26 protein-coding genes are annotated in these 23,378 nt (G+C 72.2%); 17 read left to right on the top strand and 9 right to left on the bottom strand.

Features of this window, described 5'->3' with window-relative positions:
• Positions 1–12: 12 nt before the first annotated feature.
• Positions 13–1,473: a benzaldehyde dehydrogenase gene (locus JMF97_RS09785; RefSeq protein ID WP_203221252.1), complete on the bottom strand. Its 1,461-nt coding sequence runs from the start codon at positions 1,471–1,473 to the stop codon at positions 13–15.
• A 248-nt stretch (positions 1,474–1,721) separates the two neighbouring features.
• On the opposite strand from JMF97_RS09785, the gene JMF97_RS09780 reads away from it, so the two are divergent.
• The 9 genes from JMF97_RS09780 (at position 1,722) to JMF97_RS09740 (ending at position 9,573) form a co-directional block, all read left to right on the top strand.
• Positions 1,722–2,540 carry a CoA transferase subunit A gene (locus JMF97_RS09780; protein ID WP_203221251.1) on the top strand — a complete coding sequence of 273 codons (819 nt, stop codon included), beginning with the start codon at positions 1,722–1,724 and terminating at the stop codon, positions 2,538–2,540.
• On the top strand, positions 2,537–3,304 hold the full coding sequence (locus tag JMF97_RS09775; protein ID WP_203221250.1) for a CoA-transferase subunit beta: 768 nt from the start codon (positions 2,537–2,539) through the stop codon (positions 3,302–3,304). The genes JMF97_RS09780 and JMF97_RS09775 overlap by 4 nt, the downstream gene beginning before the upstream one ends.
• Before the next feature lie 26 nt (positions 3,305–3,330).
• Positions 3,331–4,068: a protocatechuate 3,4-dioxygenase subunit beta gene (gene pcaH, locus JMF97_RS09770; protein ID WP_203221249.1), complete on the top strand. Its 738-nt coding sequence runs from the start codon at positions 3,331–3,333 to the stop codon at positions 4,066–4,068.
• Complete coding sequence (gene pcaG, locus JMF97_RS09765; protein ID WP_203221248.1) at positions 4,061–4,630, top strand: protocatechuate 3,4-dioxygenase subunit alpha; 570 nt, start codon at positions 4,061–4,063, stop codon at positions 4,628–4,630. Before pcaH ends, pcaG begins: the two co-directional genes overlap by 8 nt.
• Complete coding sequence (pcaB, locus tag JMF97_RS09760) at positions 4,605–5,945, top strand: 3-carboxy-cis,cis-muconate cycloisomerase (RefSeq protein ID WP_203221247.1); 1,341 nt, start codon at positions 4,605–4,607, stop codon at positions 5,943–5,945. Before pcaG ends, pcaB begins: the two co-directional genes overlap by 26 nt.
• A complete protein-coding gene (gene pcaD / locus JMF97_RS09755) occupies positions 5,942–6,718 on the top strand; it encodes a 3-oxoadipate enol-lactonase (protein ID WP_203221246.1) in 777 nt (258 codons plus the stop codon). Before pcaB ends, pcaD begins: the two co-directional genes overlap by 4 nt.
• On the top strand, positions 6,715–7,095 hold the full coding sequence (gene pcaC, locus JMF97_RS09750; protein WP_203221245.1) for a 4-carboxymuconolactone decarboxylase: 381 nt from the start codon (positions 6,715–6,717) through the stop codon (positions 7,093–7,095). The genes pcaD and pcaC overlap by 4 nt, the downstream gene beginning before the upstream one ends.
• Positions 7,092–7,874 (top strand): IclR family transcriptional regulator, encoded by a 783-nt coding sequence (locus JMF97_RS09745; RefSeq protein WP_203221244.1) that lies wholly within the window; start codon positions 7,092–7,094, stop codon positions 7,872–7,874. Before pcaC ends, JMF97_RS09745 begins: the two co-directional genes overlap by 4 nt.
• Before the next feature lie 127 nt (positions 7,875–8,001).
• Positions 8,002–9,573, top strand: coding sequence for a Na+/H+ antiporter (locus tag JMF97_RS09740; RefSeq protein WP_203221243.1), 1,572 nt, complete (start codon positions 8,002–8,004; stop codon positions 9,571–9,573).
• Between the two features lie 11 nt (positions 9,574–9,584).
• Here JMF97_RS09740 and JMF97_RS09735 read toward each other — a convergent pair whose 3' ends face one another.
• The gene (locus JMF97_RS09735) at positions 9,585–10,814 is read right to left on the bottom strand and encodes a PucR family transcriptional regulator (RefSeq protein WP_203221242.1); all 1,230 of its coding nucleotides are present in this window, start codon (positions 10,812–10,814) and stop codon (positions 9,585–9,587) included.
• Positions 10,815–10,897: 83 nt separating this feature from the next.
• Here JMF97_RS09735 and JMF97_RS09730 point away from each other — a divergent pair, with 83 nt between their 5' ends.
• On the top strand, positions 10,898–11,989 hold the full coding sequence (locus JMF97_RS09730; RefSeq protein ID WP_203221241.1) for a ferredoxin reductase: 1,092 nt from the start codon (positions 10,898–10,900) through the stop codon (positions 11,987–11,989).
• Between the two features lie 15 nt (positions 11,990–12,004).
• Complete coding sequence (locus JMF97_RS09725) at positions 12,005–13,150, top strand: fatty acid desaturase family protein (protein WP_203221240.1); 1,146 nt, start codon at positions 12,005–12,007, stop codon at positions 13,148–13,150.
• Between the two features lie 116 nt (positions 13,151–13,266).
• On the opposite strand, the gene JMF97_RS09720 is transcribed toward JMF97_RS09725, so the two are convergent.
• The gene (locus JMF97_RS09720; RefSeq protein WP_203221239.1) at positions 13,267–13,443 is read right to left on the bottom strand and encodes a hypothetical protein; all 177 of its coding nucleotides are present in this window, start codon (positions 13,441–13,443) and stop codon (positions 13,267–13,269) included.
• Positions 13,444–13,625: 182 nt separating this feature from the next.
• Here JMF97_RS09720 and eccB point away from each other — a divergent pair, with 182 nt between their 5' ends.
• Positions 13,626–15,008, top strand: coding sequence for a type VII secretion protein EccB (gene eccB, locus JMF97_RS09715; protein ID WP_203221238.1), 1,383 nt, complete (start codon positions 13,626–13,628; stop codon positions 15,006–15,008).
• Positions 15,009–15,069: 61 nt separating this feature from the next.
• Positions 15,070–15,450, top strand: a complete 381-nt coding sequence (locus JMF97_RS09710) for a VOC family protein (RefSeq protein WP_203221237.1) — start codon at positions 15,070–15,072, stop codon at positions 15,448–15,450.
• A 28-nt stretch (positions 15,451–15,478) separates the two neighbouring features.
• On the opposite strand, the gene JMF97_RS09705 is transcribed toward JMF97_RS09710, so the two are convergent.
• Positions 15,479–16,366, bottom strand: coding sequence for a dihydrodipicolinate synthase family protein (locus JMF97_RS09705; protein WP_203221236.1), 888 nt, complete (start codon positions 16,364–16,366; stop codon positions 15,479–15,481).
• A gap of 70 nt (positions 16,367–16,436) precedes the next feature.
• Between JMF97_RS09705 and JMF97_RS09700 the strand changes: the two genes are divergently transcribed.
• On the top strand, positions 16,437–17,342 hold the full coding sequence (locus JMF97_RS09700; protein WP_203221235.1) for a LysR family transcriptional regulator: 906 nt from the start codon (positions 16,437–16,439) through the stop codon (positions 17,340–17,342).
• A gap of 228 nt (positions 17,343–17,570) precedes the next feature.
• Here the strand turns inward: JMF97_RS09700 and JMF97_RS09695 are convergent, their stop codons facing one another.
• From JMF97_RS09695 to JMF97_RS09680, 4 genes are all read right to left on the bottom strand, one after another.
• Positions 17,571–18,047, bottom strand: a complete 477-nt coding sequence (locus JMF97_RS09695) for a GNAT family N-acetyltransferase (protein ID WP_307816843.1) — start codon at positions 18,045–18,047, stop codon at positions 17,571–17,573.
• Positions 18,044–18,637: a dihydrofolate reductase family protein gene (locus JMF97_RS09690; RefSeq protein WP_203221234.1), complete on the bottom strand. Its 594-nt coding sequence runs from the start codon at positions 18,635–18,637 to the stop codon at positions 18,044–18,046. The genes JMF97_RS09695 and JMF97_RS09690 overlap by 4 nt, the downstream gene beginning before the upstream one ends.
• Before the next feature lie 79 nt (positions 18,638–18,716).
• Complete coding sequence (locus JMF97_RS09685; RefSeq protein ID WP_203221233.1) at positions 18,717–19,448, bottom strand: class I SAM-dependent methyltransferase; 732 nt, start codon at positions 19,446–19,448, stop codon at positions 18,717–18,719.
• Between the two features lie 97 nt (positions 19,449–19,545).
• Positions 19,546–19,911, bottom strand: a complete 366-nt coding sequence (locus tag JMF97_RS09680) for a MerR family transcriptional regulator (protein WP_203221232.1) — start codon at positions 19,909–19,911, stop codon at positions 19,546–19,548.
• A gap of 54 nt (positions 19,912–19,965) precedes the next feature.
• Between JMF97_RS09680 and JMF97_RS09675 the strand changes: the two genes are divergently transcribed.
• Entirely contained in the window at positions 19,966–20,937 is a 972-nt protein-coding gene (locus tag JMF97_RS09675) for an aldo/keto reductase (RefSeq protein ID WP_203221231.1), read from the top strand.
• A 176-nt stretch (positions 20,938–21,113) separates the two neighbouring features.
• On the opposite strand, the gene JMF97_RS09670 is transcribed toward JMF97_RS09675, so the two are convergent.
• A complete protein-coding gene (locus tag JMF97_RS09670; protein ID WP_203221230.1) occupies positions 21,114–21,701 on the bottom strand; it encodes an NADPH-dependent FMN reductase in 588 nt (195 codons plus the stop codon).
• 65 nt (positions 21,702–21,766) lie between these two features.
• On the opposite strand from JMF97_RS09670, the gene JMF97_RS09665 reads away from it, so the two are divergent.
• Together JMF97_RS09665 and JMF97_RS09660 are read left to right on the top strand one after the other, a co-directional pair.
• Positions 21,767–22,150, top strand: a complete 384-nt coding sequence (locus JMF97_RS09665) for a MerR family transcriptional regulator (protein WP_307816842.1) — start codon at positions 21,767–21,769, stop codon at positions 22,148–22,150.
• A gap of 47 nt (positions 22,151–22,197) precedes the next feature.
• Entirely contained in the window at positions 22,198–23,376 is a 1,179-nt protein-coding gene (locus tag JMF97_RS09660; protein ID WP_203221229.1) for an erythromycin esterase family protein, read from the top strand.
• Positions 23,377–23,378 lie beyond the last annotated feature (2 nt).

Below are 23,378 nucleotides of genomic sequence, written 5' to 3'. Positions count from 1 at the left end.
GCTGCCTCCGACTCAGAACGGGTAACGGGTGATGTCACCCTGCACGGTCAACCACTGCGTCTCGGTGAACGCCTCCACATTGGCCGCCCCGCCGCCGAAGCGGGAGCCGGTGCCGGAGGCGCGGACGCCGCCGAACGGGGCCACCGCCTCGTCGCTGACCGTCTGGTCGTTGATGTGCACGATGCCGCTGGGGATCCGGTCGGCCAGGGCCAGCGCCTTCGGTACGTCCCGGCTGAGGATGCCGAGCGACAAGCCGTACTCGGTGTCGGCGGCCAGGGCGGCGGCCTCGTCCAGGTCGGTGAAGCTGAGCACCGGCGCGACCGGCCCGAAGACCTCCTGCGCGTACGCCGGGGTGGCCGGGGTGACGTCGGCGAGCACGGTCGGGCGGTAGAACAGCCCGTCGTAGCGGCCACCGGCGGCCAACCGCGCACCCGCGTCGACGCTCGCGGTGACCAAGGCGTGGATCTTGTCGCGTTGGGTCTCGTCGATGATCGGCCCGAGCGCCACCCGCTCCTTGGCCGGGTCACCGACCGGCAGGTGGTCGGCCTTCTCGGCGAGGGCCTCGACGTAGCGCTCGACGAGGCTGGCGTGCACCAGGTGCCGGCCGGTGGTCATGCAGATCTGCCCCTGGTGCAGGAAGGAACCCCAGGCGCCGGCGGAGACGGCGAGGTCCAGGTCCGCGTCGTCGAGCACCACCAGGGCGGAGTTGCCGCCGAGTTCCAGGTGGGCCCGCTTGAGGTGCCGGGCGGCGGCCTCGCCGACCTTGCGGCCCGCGGCGGTCGACCCGGTGAAGCTGATCACCCGTACGTGCGGGTCGGCGACCAGCGCCGCACCGGTGTCCGCCCCACCGGGCAGTACGTGCAGCAGCCCGTCGGGCAGCCCGGCCTCGGCGAAGACGGCGGCCAGCGTCAACCCGCCGGACACGGCCGTACGCAGGTCGGGTTTGAGCACCACCGCGTTGCCCAGCGCCAGTGCCGGCGCGACCGAGCGGATGGCCAGGATCAGCGGGAAGTTGAACGGCGCGATCACCCCGATCACGCCGACGGGCAGCCGTCGGGCCAGGCTCAGGCGGGGCTGCGCGCTCGGGATGATCTCGCCCAGCGGACGCGAGGCCAGGGCTGCCGCCTCGTAGCACTCCTGCGCGGCGGTGCTGGTCTCGACGCCGGCCTTCGGCGGGATCGACCCCGCCTCGCGGACCAGCCAGTCGCCGACCTCGGCGGCGTGCTGCTCCCACAGCGCACCGGCCCGGCGCAGCACCGCGGCCCGTTCCTGGTAGCTGGTGGCGGCCCAGGCGCGCTGCGCCTCGGCGGCCCGCGCGGCGGCACGGGCGACGTCGGTGGCGTCGGCCAGGCCGACCCGCCCGATCTCCTCGCCGGTGGCGGGGGAGCGGACCGCGGCGGTGCCGCCGGCCGCCTCCACCCAGCCGTCGCTGTAGAGCGTGCCGTGCCAGGCGCCGGTGTCGAGCAGGGACATGGTGATCCTCCTTGCGGGGTGGGTGTGGTCCGAAGGAGCGCTCCACAGGCTGTTCGGAAAACGAACGATCGTTCTCGTTCAGAACATGGCACGGGCCGTCGGGCCAGTCAACGGATGCCCCGGACATTCCGCGCACCGGAATCCGACGCGTTGACGGAGCTCGGCCCGGGCCACTACGTTCGAGATGTGTACGCGAGTCCGCATGCCGAACACCGGCGGCGGTCCTGGACCCGGGAGGGCGGAAGCTGATGGCGAAGCTCGTCTCGCTGGCCGACGGCGTCGCGGAGCTGGTCCGCGACGGGGACACGGTGGCATTGGAAGGCTTCACCCACCTCATCCCGTTCGCCGCCGGCCACGAGATCATCCGACAGCGACGGCGCGATCTGACCCTGGTCCGGATGACCCCCGATGTCATCTACGACCAGCTCATCGGTGCCGGCTGTGCCCGCCGGCTGGTCTTCTCCTGGGGTGGCAACCCCGGCGTCGGCTCCCTGCACCGGTTCCGCGACGCCGTGCAGAACTCCTGGCCGATGCCGCTGGAACTGGAGGAACACAGCCACGCCGGGATGGCCAACCGGTACGTCGCCGGCGCCAGCGGCCTGCCGTTCGCGGTGCTGCGCGGCTACACCGGCACCGACCTGCCCCGGCACACCGCCAACATCCGCCCGATCGAATGCCCCTTCACCGGGGAGACGTTGACCGCCGTCGCCGCCCTGCGACCCGACGTGACAGTGGTGCACGCCCAACGCGCCGACCGCGCCGGCAACGTGCAGATGTGGGGCATCACCGGGGTGCAGAAGGAAGCGGTGCTGGCCGCGCGGCGGTCACTTGTCACCGTCGAGGAGATCGTCGAGGATCTGGAGCCGGTACCCGGGCAGGTGATCCTGCCGGGCTGGGCGGTCACCGCCGTGGCGCACGTGCCCGGTGGCGCGCACCCGTCGTACACCCAGGGTTATTCGGTGCGGGACAACGACTTCTACCGGGCCTGGGACGCGATCAGCCGGGAGCGCGCCAGCTTCGAGGAGTGGATCGCCCGGCACGTGCTCGACGTGGAGGTGCCGGCGTGAGCGCCGACTACAGTGCCGACGAGATGATGACCGTGGCCGCCGCCCGACAGTTGCGCGACGGCACCGCCTGCTTCGTCGGCATCGGGCTGCCCAGCACCGCGGCCAACCTGGCCCGGGTCACCCACGCCCCGAACCTCGTGCTGATCTACGAGTCGGGTTGCCTGGGCGCCAAACCCGACCGGCTGCCGCTGTCCATCGGCGACGGTGTCCTCGCCGACACCGCCGACGCCGTGGTCTCCGTACCCGAGGTCTTCAACTACTGGCTGCAACCCGGCCGCATCGACGTCGGGTTCCTCGGCGCCGCCCAACTCGACAAATACGGCAACATCAACACCACGGTCATCGGCGGCGACTACACCGACCCGAAGGTCCGCCTGCCCGGCGCCGGTGGCGCCCCGGAGATCGCCGCCTCCTGCGGTGAGGTGGTGGTCATCGTCCGGCAGAGCCTGCGTACGTTCATCGACCGCGTCGACTTCGTCACCTCTGTCGGGTACGGTTCCGGTCCGGGCGACCGGGAACGGCTCGGGCTGCGCGGCGGCGGCCCGAAGACCGTCATCACCGACCTGGGTGTGCTCACCGCCGACCCGGTGACCTGCGAACTCACCCTCACCCGGCTGCATCCCGGCGTCACCGTCGACCAGGTCCGTGCCGCCACCGGCTGGCCGCTGGCCGTCGCCGACGAGGTGAGCACCGGCGAGCCGCCGACCACCGACGAACTCACCGTGCTGCGCGCCCTGGAAGCCACCAAGAAAACCGCACACTGATGCACCGGACGCCGGAAGGGACACCGATGAACGAGACCACCCGGGCGCTGCTGCTGCCCGGCTACCGGCGCGACGACGTCGAGGCCCACCCGCCGCTGCTCAGCCCCGGCTACAAGTCCACCGTCATCCGCGCGCCGCAGCAGCCGCTGACCTACCTGCCGCAGCGGCTCACCGAGATCACCGGCCCGCTGCTCGGCGAGGGACGCCTCGGCGAACTCGACCACGACCTGACCCGGCAGCACGACGGCGAGCCCCAGGGGCAGCGGATCATCGTGCACGGTCGGGTGGTCGACGGCGACGGCCGGGCCGTGCCGCACACCCTGGTGGAGATCTGGCAGGCCAACGCCGCCGGCCGGTACCGGCACGCCGTCGACAACTGGCCGGCGCCACTGGACCCCAACTTCACCGGCGTCGGGCGTGCCCTCACCGACGAGGCGGGGTGCTACGAGTTCGTCACCGTGCAGCCCGGCGCGTACCCGTGGCGCAACCACGACAACGCCTGGCGGCCCGCGCACATCCACTTCTCGCTGTTCGGTCGGGCGTTCACCCAGCGCCTGGTGACCCAGATGTACTTCCCCGGCGACCCGCTGTTCTCCCAGGACCCGATCTTCAACTCGGTCCGCGACCCGCAGGCCCGCGAGCGGATGGTGGCCCGCTACGACCACGCCGCCACCCGACCGGAGTGGGCGCTGGCCTACCGGTTCGACATCGTGCTGCGGGGCCGGGAGGCCACCCCCTTCGAGGACGAGGACGACGATGAGTGAGCGCCTGGGCGTCACGCCCGCCCAGACCGTCGGGCCGTACCTGCACATCGGTCTGAGCTGGCCGGACGGCCCGTACGTGGTGCCCGAGGGCACCCCGGGGGCGTTCTGGATCCGGGGCCGGATCGTCGACGGCACCGGCACCCCGGTCGGCGACGCGATGGTGGAGAGCTGGCAGGCCGACCCGGACGGGCACTTCGACCACCCCGACGACCCGCGCGGCGCCCGCGCGGCCACCGTGCCCGGCTTCCGGGGCTTCGGTCGCGCCGACACCGACGCCGAGGGCTGGTACGCGCTGCACACCGTACGGCCCGGACCGCTGCCCACCCCCGACGGCGAGACCGAGGCGCCGCACCTGAACCTGTCGGTGTTCGGCCGGGGGCTGCTGCACCGCCTGGTCACCCGGATCTACTTCCCGGACGAGCCGGCCAACGCCGCCGACCCGGTGTTGCGTACCGTCGACCCCGGCCGCCGCGACACGCTCGTGGCCCGCCCGGCCGCCGACGGCTACCAGTTCGACATCCGCCTGCAGGGAGAGCATGAAACCGTCTTCTTCGCCGTCTGAGGCGCTGCTGCGCGGCCTGTCCGGCGCGGTCGACGTCGACGCCGAACTCGACGACCGTCACCTGTTGCAGGCGCTGCTCGACGCCGAGGCGGCGCTCGCCCGGGCCGGCGCCGACGCCGGTCTGCTGCCCGGGCCGGTCGCCGACGAGATCGCCCGGCACTGCCACGCCGACCGGTACGACCCGGCGGCGCTCGGTACGGCCGCCGAGGCCGCCGGCAACCCCGTCGTCCCGCTGGTCCGCGAGCTGACCGCCGCCGTCGCGCCACCGGCCCGCGCCTGGGTGCACCACGGCGCGACCAGCCAGGACATCCTCGACAGCGCCCTGGCCCTGGTGGTCACCCGGGCCGGCGTGCCGCTGCTGCGCCACCTCGACGCCGCCACCGCCGCCGCCGCCGGCCTCGCCCGCGCCCACCGCGACACCGTCATGGTGGCCCGCACCCTCGGCCAGCAGGCCGCCCCCACCACCTTCGGACTCAAGGCGGCCGGTTGGCTGCTCGGCCTGCACGACGCCCGGACCCGGCTGGCGCAGGCACGCGCCGCGCTGCCCGCACAGTTGGGCGGGGCGGTGGGCACCCTCGCCGGGTACGGGCGCAGCGGCCTGGTCGTGGCGGACCGCTTCGCCGCCCACCTGGGCCTGGCGGCCGGCCCGCTGCCCTGGCACACCCGACGTCAGCCGGTGCTCGACCTGGCCGCCGCGCTCGGCGGGCTGCTCGCCGCCACCGGCAAGATCGCCCTCGACGTCGGCCTGCTCGCCCAGACCGAGGTGGGCGAGGTCGCCGAGGGCGGTCCGGGGCGCGGCGGCTCGTCGGCCATGCCGCACAAACGCAACCCGGTCGACTCGGTGCTGGTCACCGCCGCCGCCCGCCGCGGCCCCGGACTCGTCGGCACCCTGTTCGCCGCCGCCGGTCAGGAGCACGAACGGGCCACCGGCGGCTGGCACGCCGAATGGGAACCCCTGCTCGACCTGCTGCACCTCGCCGGCGGGGCGGCCGCCCGTACCGCCCGGATGCTGGGCAACCTGCGCGTACACCCGCAGCGGATGCGGGCCAACCTCGACGCCACCGGTGGCCTGCTGCTCGCCGAGGCCGTCGCCACCCGGCTGGCACCGGCGCTGGGCCGCGCCGCCGCACACGACCTGGTCGCCCGGGCCACCACCGCCGCCTCCTTCCGGGACGCCCTGCTCGCCGACCCGGACGTACGGGCCCACCTGTCGGAGGCCGACGTCGACGCGGCGCTGGACCCGGCCGGCTGGCTCGGCAGCACGGCCGCGCTTGTCGACCGCGCCCTGGACGCCTACGAGCGGGGGACCGGATGACACTGCACGCCACCATCGACGGGCCGCCGGACGCGCCGGTGCTGCTGCTGGGCAGTTCCCTGGGCACCACCGGGGCCATGTGGCAGCCGCAGGTGGCCGCCCTGGCGGGCCGGTTCCGGGTGGTCCGCTACGACCACCTCGGTCACGGCGGCTCACCGGTGCCGCCCGGGCCGTACACCATCGACCTGCTCGGCCGGGAGGTGCTGGGGCTGCTCGACCACCTGGGGGTCGGGTCCGCGCACTACGCCGGGCTCTCCCTCGGCGGCATGGTCGGCATGTGGCTGGCCGCGCACGCCCCCGAGCGGATCGACCGGCTCGCCCTGCTCTGCACCTCGGCCCGCCTGGGCCCGGCGCAGGTGTGGCGGGCCCGGGCGGCCGGTGTCCGCGCCGGACAGCTGGGCACCATCGCCGACACCGTGGTGTCCCGCTGGTTCACCCCGGGCTTCGCCGCCGCCCGACCCGACACGGTCGCCGGCTACCGGGACATGCTGACCGCCACCCCGCCGGCCGGCTACGCCGCCTGCTGCGAGGCGATCGCCGCCATGGACCTGCGCGCCGACCTGGCGGCCGTCCGCGCACCGACCCTGGTGATCGGCGCCGCCGACGATCCGGCCACCCCACCCGAGCACGCCGCCGACATCGCCGAACGGATCCCGGCCGCGCGGCTGGCCGTCGTCGACGACGCCGCGCACCTGGCCAACGTCGAACAGCCCGCCGCTGTGGCCCTGCTGCTGCGCGCCCACTTCGAGCCGGAAGGCGGGACGAACCCGTGACCGACAAGCAGCGACACGACGCCGGCATGGCCGTACGCCGGCAGGTGCTCGGCGACGCGCACGTCGACCGGGCGGTGGCCGGCACCGACGAGTTCACCGCCGACTTCCAGGACCTGATCACCCGGTACGCCTGGGGTGAGATCTGGACCCGGGACGGCCTGGACCGGCGCACCCGCAGCTGCATCACCCTCGCCGTGCTGGCCACCCTGCACCACGACGAGGAACTGGCGATGCACGTCCGCGCCGCGCTGCGCAACGGACTGACCCCGCAGGAGGTCCGCGAGGTGCTGCTCCAGGTGGCCGTCTACGCTGGCGTACCGGCCGCGAACCGGGCGTTCAAGGTGGCTCAGGAAACCCTGCGGCAGGAGGCCCAGTGACCGACGCGGCGCGATCGGGGGAGTTCGTCCAGTCCCTGGAACGGGGCCTGGCCGTGATCCGCGCGTTCGACGCCGAACACCCGCAACTGACCCTCAGCGAGGTGGCCCGCGCCACCGGACTGACCCGGGCCGCCGCCCGCCGGTTCCTGCTCACCCTTGTCGAGTTGGGCTACGTGCACACCGACGGGCGACTGTTCGCCCTGCGACCGCGCATCCTCGACCTCGGCTACGCCTACCTGTCCAGCCTGAGCCTGCCGGAGGTCGCCCAACCGCACATGGAGGCGCTTGTCGCGCAGGTGCACGAGTCCTGCTCAGTGTCCGTCCTCGACGGCGACGAGGTGGTCTACGTGGCCCGGGTGCCCACCAAGCGGATCATGACGGTCGGGATCAGCGTCGGCACCCGGTTCCCCGCGTACGCCACCTCCATGGGGCGGGTGCTGCTGGCCGCCCAGCCGGCCGACTGGCTGGACGACTACCTCGCCACGGCGCAACTGCGACAGTTGACCCGGCGGACCATCACCGACCCGGCGAAGCTGCGCACCACCCTGAACCGGATCGCCGGCCAGGGGTACGCCATCGTCGACCAGGAGTTGGAGGAGGGGCTGCGGTCGCTGGCAGCCCCGATCCACGGCGACGACGGCGCGGTGATCGCCGCGGTCAACGTCTCCGCCCACGCCAGCCGTGGCACCTTCGACGCGATCCGCCGGGAACTGCTGCCACCGTTGCTGGCCACCGCCCGCCGGATCGAGGAGGACCTGGCCGCCGGCTCCCGCCGGTGACCGGCAGCGCCACCCGGGCTGACGCCGGTAGCAGGTAGGGCCGCCGGCCTGCGCGGTTAGCTGGCGAATCGACCCGGTGAGGGCGTTCGGCGTACCACCATGTGGTGGGCGACGAACAGGGGGCGACGTGCAGGAACTGCTGCTGATCATCGTTCTCGGGATCACCGTGCTGATCGGCACGACCGTCGGCGGACGGTACCGGGTCGCCCCACCGGTGCTGCTGATCTGTTTCGGTGCGCTGCTGGGGTTGCTGCCGCCGTTCTCCCACGTGATGCTCGCGCCGGAGGTGGTGCTGCTGCTGTTCCTGCCGGCCATCCTCTACCGGGAGAGCCTGACCACCAGCCTGCGTGAGGTCCGGGCGAACATCACGGTGATCGCCATGCTGGCGGTGGTGCTGGTCGGCGTCACGATGGTGGGGGTGTCCCTGGTCGTGCAGCGCTTCGGCATCGACCCGGCGGTGGCCTGGGTGCTCGGCGCGGTGCTCGCCCCGACCGACGCGGCGGCGGTCGCCGGGCTGGCCAAGCAGATGCCCCGGCGGTTGCTCACCACCCTGCACACCGAAAGCCTGATCAACGACGGTACGGCTCTGGTGCTGTTCGCCGTGGCACTCGGCCTGCTCGGCGGCGGGGCCGCACCGAACGCCTTCGAACTGGTCGAGCGGATCGGCCTGTCCTTCCTCGGCGGCATCGCGGCCGGGCTGCTGGTCGGCATCGTGGTGATCGGAATCCGCAAGCACCTGGACGATCCGCTGCGGGAGGGCGCGGTCAGCGTCCTCACCCCGTTCGCCGCGTTCTTCCTCGCCGAGGCCGTCCACGAGAGCGGGGTGCTCGCGGTGGTGGTCGCCGGGCTGATCCTCGCCTACGCCAGCCCTCGGGTGATCCGGGCCCGCTCCCGGGTACTGGCCCTGTCGTTCTGGGACCTGACCACCTTCCTCATCAACGGCGGCCTCTTCGTGCTGGTCGGGCTCCAGATCCCCCGGGCGGTACGCGAGGTCACCAGCCTGGCGTTGACCCGCGCCCTCCTCATCGCGGTGGTGGTGGCCGTGGTGCTGGTGGCGGTACGCATGCTCTGGGTGCACCTGATGGCCCTCATCCTGCGCCTGGTGGACTGGCGCAAGGTCCACCGCGACCGGCGGGTCGACTGGCGGGTCCGTACGGTGGCCGGCTGGGCCGGGTTCCGTGGTGCGGTCTCCCTGGCGGCGGCGCTCGCCGTTCCGCTCACCATCAACGGCCAGCCGGTCCCCGAGCGCGACCTGATCATCTTCTTCGTCGCCGCAGTCATCCTGTTGACCATGCTCGTGCAGGGCACCACCCTGCCGCTGCTGATGAGCTGGGCCAAGCTGACCGGGGATCCGGACCGCACCGACGAGAAGCGGCAGGCGCAACGCCACGCGATCCAGCAGACCCTGCACGCCCTGCCCGACCTCGCCGACCGGGTCGGCGCCGACCCGGACACCATGCGCCGCATCCAGGACGAGTACGAGAGCCACCTCGACGGACTCCAGTCCGACCCGGAGGACGAGACGGCGGCCGCCCGGGAGGCCGAACACCAGCTGCGCCTGGCGGCGCTCGACCACAAGCGGCGCGAGATCACCCGGCTGCGGGACCGCCGGCAGATCGACGACGCCGTCCAACGTGAGCTGGAGGCGCGGCTGGACGTCGAGGAGATCCGCCTGCTCGGACCCCGCACCCTGGAATGAGGTCCCGCCCGTCAGCTCGCGGTGGCGATTCCGGTCGGCAGCGCCAACGCGACCGTGAGGTCGAGCACGCTGCGCGGGTCGGTGAGCCGGTCGCCGTAGAGCTGGCGCAGTTGTCCCATCCGGTAGCGCACCGTCTGCGGGTGCACGAACAGGTCGGCGGCGATGTCGTCGCGTCGACCCTGGTGCAGCAGCCAGGAACGCAGCGTCTCGGCGAGCCGTTCCGCAGTGGCCGAGGGCAGGTCGGCCAGCGGTTGCAGGACCCGGGCGCGCAGGTCGGTCAGGGCCTCCATGTCGGCGCTGAGCAGCAGCTCGGCCAGATGCCGGTCGGTGTCCAGCGGCTCACCGTCGGGGGGTTGGGCGATGCCCAGTCCGACCACCCGGACCACCCGCCGGTAGGACGAGCTGACGTGCGCCCACGGGCGGGCCGGGCCGAGCACCGCGCGGCGGCCGTGCAGCACCCGGGCGAGCTGGCGACGCCGGTCCCCGTGCATGTCCGGCACCAGCAGCACGGCCCTCTCCTCGCCGGGCTCACCGGCGGGTAGCTCCTCGCTGCTCTCCAAGGTGTGCTCGTCGAGCAGCGCGAGCGCGCCGCGCAGCTTGGCCTGCGGCAGCAGGGCGACGGTGAGCGTCTCCGGGACCGGCCAGCCGGCCCGCTCGACGCTGCGCAGCAGCACCTCCTCCGGCTCACCGGCGAGCAGCTGCTGGGTGAGCCGTTCCAGGTTGCGGCGCTGGGCGCGGCCGGCGCTTGCCAACTCGTCGGCGTGCCCGGCCACGCTGGCCGCGGACAGCTCGTCGATGTAGGCGAACATCAGCTCGGCGAACTCCGCCACCGTGGCCGCGGGCAGCCCGAGCGCCACGCTGGCCGCGGCCATCTCCCGCCAGGAGACCCGGGCGCCGATGCGGTAGGCGGCCAGCAGCGCGTCCACACTGCGACCGGAGCGGGCCTCACCGCTGCCCAGCGCGTACGCCGCCTCCAGCGCCGGCACCAACGGGGTGCTGGCCGCGCTGGTCTGCGGGCGTTCCAGCAGTTGCAGGAACGTACCCAACGCGATCTGCACCGCGTTCTCGATCTTGTCCCGCATCTGCCCGGTCAGGGTGCCGGAGTAGCTGGGCACCTCAGCCGTGATCGCGCTGACCGTCTGCGCGGCGACCAGCGGCAGCCGGTCACGTAGCTCGCGGGCCACCCGCTGCTCCAGTTCGAGGCGGGATGCCCGATGAGTGGTGCCGGAAATGTCCGCCACGTTGTTCTCCCCGCACAAAAGGGATGGATCGCTTTACCTTCGCTGGCCAAGATTTTATGCCAGCAGGCCGCGACCATCGTTATATGACCGCCACCGTTCCGCCACCGGGTGCGAAAGGGTCCCTCCGGCGCCGCCTGTGGCGGCTCGCCGAGACGGTGACCACGCCGGTACTGCCCGCGGACTACCTCGACATGGTCGCGCCGCTGCGGGCCGGCGCCGACCTGCGCGGCCGCATCGTCGCCGTACGCCCGGAGACCCCGGACGCGGCGACCGTGGTGATCCAGCCCGGCCGCAGCTGGCGTGGCCACGTGCCCGGACAGTACATCCGACTCGGTGTCGACGTCGACGGCGTACGCCTGTGGCGGGCCTACTCGGTGACGTCAGCGCCGGGTGGACGGACCGACCCGATCACGGTGACAGTGAAGGCGATCCCCGACGGGGTGGTCAGCAACTACCTGGTGCGCCGGGTACGCCCCGGCACCATCGTGCAGCTCGACCAGGCGATCGGTGACTTCGTCCTGCCCCAGCCGGCGCCGTCGCGGGTGTTGTTTCTCACCGCCGGCAGCGGCATCACCCCGGTCGCCGGGATGCTGCGCAGCGGCGCCCTGGCCGGCAGCGACGTGGTGCTGATCCATTCCGCGCCGACCTCGGCCGACGTGGTGTTCGGCGCGGAGCTGCGTGACCTGGCCGCGCGCGGTGTCATCCGGCTGGTGGAGCGGCACACCACCGTCGACGGCCTGCTGGACGTGGCCGAGCTCGACACCCTGGTGCCCGACCACTGCGAACGCGAGACCTGGGCGTGTGGCCCGATCGGTCTGCTGGACGCCGTCGAGCAGCACTGGGCCGCGCGGGGCGTCACGGACCGGCTGCACACCGAACGGTTCCGGCCGACCATCATCACCGCCGGTGACGGCGGCACGGTCACCTTCACCCGCTCGTCGGTCACCGTCGAGGCCGACGGCGGCACCCCTCTTCTCGACGCCGGAGAAAACGCCGGAGTGTTGATGCCCTCGGGCTGCCGGATGGGTATCTGTTTCGGCTGTGTGCTGCCGATGCGCCAGGGCGCGGTCCGTGACCTGCGTAACGGGCAGCTCACCACCGCCCTGCCGGGCGACGGCGTACGCGTGCAGACCTGCGTGTCGGCCGCGGCCGGCGCCTGTGAACTCGAAATTTGATCGGAGAACGTCGACGTGACCGTCATCCAGAAGAAAGCCGTCAACCCGATCGCGCACCTCAGCGCCGAGGACATCGAAACCCTCGGCAAGGAACTGGACGCCATCCGGGAACGGGTGATCGCCGACCGGGGTGAGCGGGACGCCGCCTACATTCGCAAGGTCATCTCGACCCAGCGCAAGCTGGAGGTCGGCAGCCGAGTCGTGCTGCTGTTCTCGCTGTTCCCGCCGGCCTGGATCGTCGGCACCGCCGGGCTGTCCCTGGCGAAGATCCTGGAGAACATGGAGATCGGGCACAACATCCTGCACGGCCAGTGGGACTGGATGCGCGACCCGAAGATCCACTCGACGACCTGGGAGTGGGACCACGTCAGCCCCGCCGAGCAGTGGAAGCAGTCGCACAACGAACTGCACCACCGCTACACCAACGTCGTCGGCAAGGACAACGACCTCGGCTACGGCATCATGCGCGTCGACGAGGACCAGCCCTGGCACCCGGCCCACCTGGGTCAGCCGTTCTACAACTTCGTCAACGCCTGCTTCTTCGAGTACGGCATCGCCGCGTACGACCTGGAGCTGCGCGAGAAGCTCAAGGACGGCAGCTTCAAGAACGACCCGCAGTTCCGCGCCAACCTGAAGGCCACCGGCCGCAAGCTGCGCCGCCAGGTGCTCAAGGACTACGTGCTGTTCCCGGTGCTGTCCGGTCCGTCGTTCTTCCACACCATGGCCGCCAACTTCACCGCGAACCTGATCCGCAACCTGTGGAGCCACGCCGTGATCATGTGCGGGCACTTCCCGGAGGGGGTGGAGACCTTCGAGAAGACGTCGATCGAGGGCGAGACCCGCGGCGAGTGGTACCTGCGGCAGATGCTCGGCTCGGCCAACATCAGCGGCAGCCGGCTGATGCACATCATGACCGGCAACCTGTCGTACCAGATCGAGCACCACCTCTTCCCCGACCTGCCGAGCAACCGCTACCAGGAGATCGCCCCCGAGGTGCGGGCCCTGTTCGACCGGTACGGCCTCAAGTACGTCACCGGCTCGCTGCCCCGGCAGGTCTTCTCGGCCTGGAAGAAGATCTTCCGGCTCTCCCTGCCGAACCGTCGCCGGCCCGCCGTCATCGAGGAGAACCCGACCCCGGCCCTCGTTCCCGCCGGCACCTGATCCGCGTACAGTCTGCGGTGGCGCGGCGCGCGGGCGGTCTGCACCGCCTGGGCGTCGTAGCCACCGCAGGACCACGCCCCGGTTGGCGCGGGATGCCCGATCGGGTCGACCTGAGCTCAGTGGCGGTTCGGATAGTTGTGGGCCGACTGACGTCCCCGGACGAAGGCCAGGATGATCACCCCGGCGAGCGCGACCAGGCCGATGATCACCAGCCAGCGGACCGCTTCGAGGAGCAGGCCGAGCAGGACGATAATTCCTCCGACGACTCCGACGACCCAGAGCAGCGCGCGCATCTCCCACCTCCCGAACCCGCCGCCTGGTCGATCCGGACGGCCCGCCCGGTCAGCTACCCGGTAACGCCCGGTTCATGCCGGTTGGCAGCCGCCGGTGCGGCGGCGTCGTCGTGGCGGACGGTCGGCGAGACATCGACGCACCGCATATTCTGTGCGCCGATCAGATCGCCGGAAGGGAAGCGATGCCGTCGCGGCAGGATCAGCTGCACTCCTACCAGTTCACCCTCCAGCGGGTGGTCGCCGCGCTGGTGATGCGCGAGACCGACCCCGCGCAGTCCCCGTTTCGCCGGCTCGCCGGGGCGGGCCTGGCCAGCGTCCTGGTGGCGGTCATCGGGCTGGGCGGCTTCGCCCTCTACGGCCTGTTCACCGGTGGTGCGGCGAAGTGGCGCGACACCGCCGCCGTGATCGTGGAGAAGGAATCGGGGGCCCGGTTCGTCTACCGGGACAACCGGTTGCACCCAGTGCCCAACTACACCTCGGCGCTGCTGGTCATCGGCGCCGAACAGCCGAGGACCGTGCTCGTGTCGCGGCGCTCCATCGACGGCGTACCCCGTGGTCTGCCCCTGGGCATCGCCGACGCACCCGACTCGTTGCCGGCGGCCGACCGGCTCTCCGCCGCCCCCTGGACGGTCTGCTCCACCGGCCCGCAGGCCGGCCGGCGCGATCCCCGGTCGGTGCTGCTGATCGGCACCGGCGACCCCGGCGGGCGGCCGCTGCGCGACGAGGCGTTGATCCTGCGGGACCCGGGCGGGCGGCTGCACCTGGTACGGCAGCAGCGTCGGCACCTGATCCGCGACGCCGACCGGGTGCTGGCCGCGCTGGCCACGACCCGCGCCCGGGCCGTCCCGGTCGCCGCGGCCGTGCTCAACACCGTGCCCGCCGGGCTCGACCTCGCCCCACTGCACCTGCCCGACCTGGGGGAGCCCTCCGACCGGGTGGTCGATGCCCGGATCGGCGACGTCCTGCTGGTCAGCAACTCCGGCGGCGGCCGACAGTACGCGGTGGTGCTGCGCGACGGCCTCGCCGGCGTCACCGAGTTGCAGGCCGGCCTGCAACTGGCCCGGACCGGCCAACGCGAACCGGAGCAGATCAGCCTCGGGCGGTTCGCCGCCCTGCCGAAGCTGCCCGATCTCGCGCCCGACGGCCCCGACGCGCCACCGACCGCGCCGCCCCGACTGGCCGCCCCCGGCTCACCGGTGCTCTGTGCCCTCGTCGGCGACGACCCGACCGGCGTCGACCTGCGCCTGGACGCGACCCTGCCCGACCTGGCCGCCGCCACGCCCACCGTCGCGGCGACGGCCGGCCGGACCGTGGCCGACCACGTGCTGGTCGAGCCGGGCAGCGGCGCCCTGGTCGAGGCGACAGCGACCCCGGGCGCCGCCGGCGGCGCGCTCTGCGTGGTCACCGACCTGGGCCGACGCTACGTGCTCGCCGACGCCGAGGTCGCCGCCATGCTCGGCTACGGGCAGACCCGTCCCGTCCGGCTGCCGGCGGGTCTGGTGAGCCTGGTCCCGGCCGGAGCGAGCCTGGACCCACAGGCGGCCCGCCGGGCCGTCACCTCCTAGATTTCCAGCCGCCCATGAGATGCGTGTGCGGCCAATCCCACGCCGAGAGTAGGTGTCGTCAATGGCATGCCGTATCAGTGAGCTTGTGCTCAAGTGCCGCGAGCCCGAGGTGCTGGCGCGGTTCTGGTGCGAGGTCCTGGACTTCATAGTGCTTGATCGCGAGGGGGAGGGCTGCATCGAGATAGGTCCGCGCGAAGGGTTCGGCGGTCCCCAGCCGACGATCTTCCTCATCCGCACCGACGAGCCGACGAACGGGCATGCCCGGCTGCACATCGACGTCAACGCCACCGACCGCGATCAGGACGCCGAGCTCGAACGCCTCTTGGGCCTCGGGGCCGAACTCGTCGACATAGGTCAGCCTGCGGAGGCATCCTGGCACGTCCTCGCCGATCCGGAAGGAAACGAGTTCTGCCTGCTCAAGCGCCGCCTTGACCCGGTCTGATGCCCCTCGTCGGCACCGAGAGGGGCGGTCAGCGGACCAGGGCCGGTGGCCCGGCCACCTGCTCCGCGCACGCCAGCGCCGCTGCCGTGGCCTGGGCGGTGGCGGGCAGCAGTGGTGGGCGCGGGGTCGGGGTCGGGATGCGTCCCTGGGCGTGCAACACCGCCTTGATCACCGACGGGTTGGGTTCGGCGAACAGCGCAGCCGAGAGGATGGCGAGCCGGTGCCCGAGCGGCCGGGCGCGGGCGGCATCCCCGTCGCGCCAGGCCGCGACCAGGGCGGCGTGGTCGGCGGTGGCCAGGTGCGCGGAGGCGACGATGCCGCCGTGTGCGCCGAGCGCGAGCAGCGGCGAGAGGTACGCGTCCTCGCCGCCGAGCACCGCGAAGCCCGGTGGCGGGTCGGCGAGCAGGGCGATGGTGTCGGCGTCGATGCCGCCGACCGCGTGCTTGACGCCCACCACCTGAGGCAGGTCGGCGAGGCGACGCAGCGCCCCGGCGGAGAGCGCCTGCCCGGTGCGGTACGGCACGTGGTAGGCGACCAGCGGCACGGGGGAGACCTCCGCCAGCCGGGCGAAGTGCGCGAGCACCGCCTCCTCGCCGGGGCGCAGGAACGGCGGCACCAGACAGAGCGCCGCGGTGACGCCGGGGCGTCCGGCGAGGGCGCGCAGGTCCTCGGCGGTGTGCGCGCCGACCATGAACCCGGCGCGGTGTCGCCGACAGGCCGCGCCGAGGGTGTCGAGCACCGTGCGTTGCTCGGTGGCGTTCAGCGCGTGCGGTTCGCCGGTGGTGCCGAGGGCCACCAGACCGTCGGCGCCGTCGGCGAGCACCTGCTCGGCGAGACGGGTCAGCGCATCCTGGTCGACCTCGCCGCGCGCGTCGAAGGGCGTGATCAGCGGTACGTACAGTCCGGTCGGTGTCATGCCACCAGCCTGCGACGGCACAGCGTGAAGCACCAGTTCCGATTCCTCCACGAATCCGTAAGCTGAGCTGATGCTTGATGTCCGCCGGCTGCGTCTGCTGCGTGACCTGGCCCGCCTCGGCACCATCGCCGCCGTCGCCGAGGCGCACACCTACTCACCGTCCGCCGTCTCCCAGCAGTTGGCCGCGCTGCAACGGGAGACCGGCGTCGTGCTCCTGGAACGGGTCGGACGAGGGGTACGCCTCACCGCCACCGCGACGGCACTGGTACGACACACCGAGGTGATCCTCGCCGGGATGGAGGCCGCCGAGGCCACCCTCGCCGCCGCTCGCGGTGGACTGCTCGGCACGGTACGCATCGGGGCGTACCCCAGCGCGGTGCGTCCCCTGCTGCTACCCGCCCTGGTCGAGTTGGCCCGCGAGCATCCGGGGCTGGATCTGCTGGTCACCGAGCTGGATCCGGTCGCGGTGCCGGCCGCGCTGCGTGAGCGTCGCCTCGACGTCGCCCTCGTGCACGACTATGACATCGTGCCGGTGCAGACCGATCCGGCGCTGGACTCGACGCCGCTGCTGGACGAGACGGTCTTCCTCGCGCTGCCCGCCACCCACCCGGTGCCCGACGATCCGATGGGCGCGGTACGCGGCGCCGACTGGATCATCGGCAGCCCGGGAACGCTCTGCCATGCGGTCACCCTGCACGCCTGTGACCTCGCCGGATTCCGCCCGACCGTCCGCCACCACGCCGACGACTTCACCGCCGTCCTCGCCCTGGTCGCCGCCGGTCAGGGCGTCGGCCTGGTGCCCCAGCTGGCCGTCGAGGGATCACCCGCCGGCACCCGCCTGGTCCCCCTGCCCATCCGTCGCCGCACCCGGATCGCCTACCGGCAGGGCGCCGCCGACCACCCCGCAGTGCTCGCCAGCATCGCCGCCCTACGCAACGCCGCCACCACCCTCCCCGAACCGCAACCACCCAGTTGAACCCCGCCACCCCCACCACCGACGAAGGCCCGCCCCCACCCCCTCGCCGCCCCCGACGTTGATCAAGAGGTTTGCGTCACCCACAGCCAAGCTACCGACGCAAACCTCTTGATCAACGGAGCCTGAAGGTCGCAGGGTTGATCAAGAGGTTTGCGTCAGCGACAGGCACGTTGACGACGCAAACTTCTTGATCAACGTGGGCTGGAGAGGGTGTGTCGGGCGGTGGCGTCAGGGTGGGCCGGGCCAGTGGTATGTGAGGTCGGGCTCGTTCTCTTCGTTGCGGCTGCCGTTGTTGCTGTCGACCGGGTGGAAACCGTGATGCTCGTAGAAGGCTCGGGCTGCGGTGTTGCGGGTGAAGACGCGGAGGGTGAGCCCGGTTGGGCTGGCCTGTTGTGCTCTGGTGAGTAGGGCGGTGCCGATGCCCTGCCGGCGGGCGTCGGGCCGCAGGTAGAGGTGTGCCAGCAGGTTGCCGTCGAGGGCGGCGAAGCCGAGGATCTCGCCGGTCGTGGTGGACTCGGCGACCCAGGTGGTGCTGGCCGGCAGCATCACCTGGGTGATCCACGCTCTGGTCTGCTCGTCGTCGTACAGGCGGGGAAGGTAGGGCATGGCGGCTGCTCGGGACGCCAGGAACACCTCGGCGACGGCGTCGGCGTCGCTGTCGCGGGCAGGACGGATCACGGTGGTGGCCGGCCAGGTGGCGCTCACGACGCGGGGCGGGTGCCCCGGAGGGCGTACCGGTGCATCGTCACACCCTCGTCGAAGGAGGCCTGTTCGAGCAGGTCCAGTTCCAGGGGCTCGTCGTGCGTGTCGAACAGGGGCCGGCCGCTGCCGAGCACGACCGGATGGGTGAACAGCAGCACCTCGTCGAGCAGTCGTGCCCGCAGCAGCTGGGTGGCCAGGGTGGCGCCGCCGACGCCGATGACACCGTCGGTCTCGGCGCGTAGCTTCGCCAGTTGCTCGATCGCGTCGTCGCCGCCGATGATCCGGGTGTTGTGGTCGGCGTGCGTGCGGGTGCGCGACACCAGCACCTTGGGCATCGACGTCCAGATCTCGCCGTACTCGCGCAGGAAGTCGGGCAGCGAGTCGTCGTGGCGGGCGGCCGGCCAGAACGACTCCATCGTCTCGTAGATCGTGCGGCCCTCGACCGCGAGCGACATGACCCGGGCCCGTTCGTTGAAGACGCGGTGCAGCGGCTCGGAGATGCGCATCCACGTGCCGCCGCCCGCCTCGCCCGGGGCGTACTCGATCCGCAGATCGACGGAGACGTTCATCCAGTAAACGAACCGACCCGGCATCACGGTCCTTCCGGCGACCTGCTGCTGTCCACCGATGACCGTAGTGGAGTCGACGATCGTCCGCCTGCCCGAAACGCGGTCAGCGCAGGACGAGCAGGTCGAGCGCGTCGATCACCGGTCCACTCTCCACCTGGGCGGCCTGGTGCAGTCGCCGCAGCCCTGCGGCGTACGCGTCGTCGTCGATCAGTTGCAGCAGGGTGTGCGCCTCCCGGCGCAGGCTCGCGGCCACCTCGCCGAGCGACGTGGCGGTGAGTTCGGGGATCTGCTCGACGGCGAGAAGGGTGAAGCCCGCCGCGCCGAAGGCGGCTTCGACGTCGGCGATGCTCGGAAAGGTGTCGAGCACCGCGATGGCCTCCGGGAAGTAGCGGAACAGGCTGATCCTCTCGGGTCGGCCGGCGAACCCCGACCGGATGAGCACCGGGGCGTCGGGGCGCAGCACTCGGCGCAGTTCGTGTGCGGCGGCGGGCAGGTCGGGAATGTGGTGGACGACGGTGGAGAGCCATACCGCGTCGACGCTGCCGTCGGGCAATGGGATGTGCGCCGCGTCGCCGGCCAGGACCGGCGCGAAGACGCTGTGGTCCCGCATGGCCGCTGATGGTTCGACGGCGATGATCTCGGCGTCGGGCAGCCAGGTGGTGAAGGCCCGCGCCCAACTCCCGGTACCGGAGCCCAGGTCGAGCACCCGCATCCCCGGTTGCGGGTCGAGGTGCCGGATCACGGCCGCCTGCCAGGCGGCGAGGCTGTCCTCGGTGACGTGTCGGTTGGCCTTGAACGCCGCCGCGTCGGCTGCGTTGTATGCGATGCGTGCCATGCCGACCAGCCAACTACCAAGCCAAGCTTGCAAACAAGCATAAAATGGCCTATTTCACACAAGTGGCACCATCTGCCACCGGCGGCGTCGGTGGTGTTCAGCTCTGGTCGAGTTGCCTCTCGTACCAGGCGAGCTTTTCCTCGACCCGGGCCTGCCAGCTTCGAAGCTGGTCCATCTGCTGCTCGACGGCGGCGGCGTGTTCGCGCAGCAACTCGACGCGTTCGGCGACGGTGTCGGGGTCGCGGCACAACTCGCCGTAGCGGCGCAGCCGCTCGATCGGCATGCCCGCGTCGCGCAGGCAGCGCAGGAAATCCAGAGTGGACAGATCGCTGTCGCGGTAGACCCGACGCCCACCGGGCGTACGCGCCACCGGTGCGAGGATGCCCTCCCGCTCGTAGTAGCGCAGGGTGTCGATGGAGAAACCGCTGTGCCGCGCCGCCTCGGCGGGTGTGTACGTCCTCACCCTCCGGACCGTACCGCTTGACCTGGAGCGCGCTCCAGGTTGAATCGTGGTCGCATGACTTCGGATCATTTCGATGAGGCTCGACGCCCGGCCGTCTCCGCTCTCGTGCTCGGCGCGATGACCTTCGGCACTCTCGTCGACGAGAAGACGTCGTTCGAGTTGCTGGACCGGTTCGTGGAACGCGGTGGCGAATGGATCGACACCGCCGACTGCTACGCGTTCTGGCACAGCCCGGACGGACGGGGCGGGGACAGCGAGCGGATCCTCGGCCGCTGGCTCGCCGCCCGCCCCGGCGTCCGCGCCCGGGTGCGCATCGCCACCAAGGTCGGTGCGGAGCCGCTGTGGAAGGGTTCCTGGCCCGCGCACCGGGCGGGGTTGAGCCGTCGGGCGATCGGCGACGCCTTCGCCGGCAGCCTGGACCGGCTCGGAGCCGAGTACGTCGACCTGCTCTGGCTGCACCAGGAGGACCGCGCCACGCCCATCGAGGAGAGCGTGGACGCGATCGCCGAACAGGTCACCGCCGGCACCGTACGCCGGGTCGGTGCCTCCAACCATCCGGCCTGGCGGATCGAACGGGCCCGCGCGTACGCCACCGCCCGGGGCCTCATGCCGATCGACGCGTTCCAGTTGAACGCCACCTATCTGCGGGTACGCCCCGGCACCCGACCGGACGGCGTGGTCCACCCGCACGGGGTGCTCAGCGACGAGCAACTCGACTTCGCCCGCGCGCACCGGATGGAGGTCTGGGCCTACACCCCGCTGCTGGGCGGGGCGTACGACAATCCGGCCAAGTCGATCCCGCAGGTCTACGACCATCCGGGCAACACCCGCCGGCTGGCGGCGCTGGACGCGGTGGCCCGCGACACCGGCACGACGCGCGGCCAGGTGGTGCTCGCCTGGCTGGTCAGCCAGGGCATCCGCCCCATCCTCGGTGGCAGCAAGCTCCACCAGCTCGACGCCGCCCTGGACGGGGTCGCCCTCACCCTCGACGAGGAGCACCTCGCCCGGCTGAACTCGGCGGACTGACCGGCTGACGCCCAGCCGACCCGACCACGGCCCTCGGTGCCACTGCGGCACCGAGCCCGCGGCCGGGTCGGCTGCCCCCGTAGGGACCGGTCCCACCGACGACCGACCTCAGCCCGGCAGGGCCCGGTCAGCGAAGCAGGACCGGCCAGCGAGTTCATTCCGGCCGGGCAGTGAGGTCAGACCGGCAGGGGCCGGTCGCGGCGGGCCTCGGCCAGCAGTTGCGCCCACCAGCGCAGCTCGGCCAGGGTCGCGACCAGGCCCTGGGAGACCTCCGGGTCCGGGGCGTACCGGTCCTGATCGTCGAGGAACTGCCACGGTGCGCGCAGACCCATCGTCCGGCGGGTCGCCACCACGCCGAGTTCGGCGAGCACCCCACGTAGGTGCTCGATCGCCGCGTGCCCGCCCTGCACACCGTAGGCCACCACGGTCGCCGGCTTGAGCCGCCACTCGGCGTAGTGCCAGTCGATCAGCCGTTTCAGCGCGGCGGGATAGCTGTGGTTGTACTCCGGCGTGACGAAGACGAACCCGTCGGCCGCGGCTATCCGGTCGGCCACCTCGCTCCTCGGGCCACCGCCGGGCCACAGCAGACTGTCGTCCGGCAAGGTGACGTCGGCGACGTCGATCAGATCGACGGTGGCGTCGTCGAGGGCGGCGACGACCCAGCCGGCGATCGTCGGGCCCATCCGCTCCGTCCGGACGCTGCCCGAGATCACGGCGATGCGTACGTCGGTGGGAGGGCTGTGGTGTTCGGTCGGACCGCTCATGTCCACCAGCCTGCAACTTCAACATTAGTTGAAGTCAACTGGGCGAGGTGCCTATTCTGCCGTGCGTGACGGTTCTCGGGCAGCGCACGTACAGCGTCAGCGAGGTGGCCGCCGACAGTGGTGTCGCGCCGTCGGCCGTCCGGTTCTACGAGAACCACGGGATCGTCACCGCGGTCCGCACCGCCGGCAACCAACGTCGCTTCGACCCCTCCGCCGCCTGCCGGATCCAGGTGGCCAAGCTCGCCCAACGGGTCGGCCTGAGCGTGCGGGAGATCGCCGACCTGTTCACCGACCTCCCCGCCGAGCCGCAGCCCGAGGACTGGGAGCGGGTCGCGGGCCGGCTGGTGACCGAGGTGGAAGGGCGGGTACGCCACCTCAAGGCGCAACTGGCCGCGATGGAGTCCGGCGCCAAGCTGTGCGAGATCGGGCGGCACGACCCGGCCCGCTGACCTCGCGGACTTGACTTCAACAGTGGTTGAAGTCCCATCGTCGGGGGATGGACGAGCACCGCACCGCGCAGAGACTCGCCGCCCTCGTCGGGACGGCCACCGTCGTCGGCCTGGGCACCAGCACCCGCGAGGCGACCGAACCCTTCCGGCTGGTCGAGCAGACCACCCACGCGCTCATCCGGCGCGGCTCCCGGACCATCGCGCTGCTGGACAACCAGCGGGTCGGTGACCGCTACGACCGGTTCGTCCGGGGCGAGGACGTCGACCTGACAGCGGCCCTCGCCCAGGCGTGGGGCCCGTGGCGGACGGTCGAGATGCGCGACGCGCTCATCCGGCTCCGTCGACACAACGAGACCCACCCGCACGACCGGGTACGCCTCGTCGCGGTCAACGCCCCGCGTACCCTGCCCGCCGACTACGACCGGGTCACCGAACTGCTCGCCCGGATCGACCCGGCGACCGCCACCCGGGTCGGTGAACTCCTCGACGTCGTCCGGACCGCCCACGACAACGGTGAGCACGTCCAACGCCGGCTCGGCAGCCACCCCGGCGTACCGTTCGTCGACCTCGCCCGTACCGCCCGTGACCTGGTCGCCGGCGTGACCGGCGGCCCGGGGAGCGACGAGGCGCTGCAACTGGTCGACGCGATCGTCGACTTCCACGCCAACGCCATCGGTGTCGGCCGGGACACCCCCCGGGAGGAACGCGACGCCGCCGGGCGACTGCTCGATCACCACCGGCGTACCGGTGACCGCGTCGTCCTCTGGGAGGGCAGCGCCCACGTCGCGGCGCACGGCGACACGATGATGGGTGCCCACCTGCGGGCCGCGCTGGGCAGCGGGTACGCCGCCGTGCACATCACCGTCGGCGGGGGCCGGATACCGGGCACCGAGATCCCGCCGCCGGACCCGACGTCGGTGGAGGCGCTGCTCGACCGCGCCGGTGAACGGGTCGTCGACCTGCGCGGCCCACCTCCCGCCGACCTCGCGCACCGGCTCGACCGGCCCTGGCGCACCCGCCTGATCTCCGGCCTCTACGAGGCGGAACGCGACGAGGAGCACTACTACGAACTGCCGTCGCTGACCGAGAGCTTCGACGCGATCGCCTACCTCCCGACGATCACCCCGATCCACCCGTTGCCCATCGGCCGCACCTCCCACGGCGAGGCCGCACCAGGCCCGAAGGGCGCAGCCGGTCTGGAGGGCGGCGCGGCCCGAGAGGCGTGACG

Source organism: Micromonospora fiedleri (genome assembly GCF_016774385.1).
Lineage (GTDB): Bacteria > Actinomycetota > Actinomycetes > Mycobacteriales > Micromonosporaceae > Micromonospora > Micromonospora gifhornensis.
This window is presented reverse-complemented; position numbering and strand designations above follow the sequence as displayed.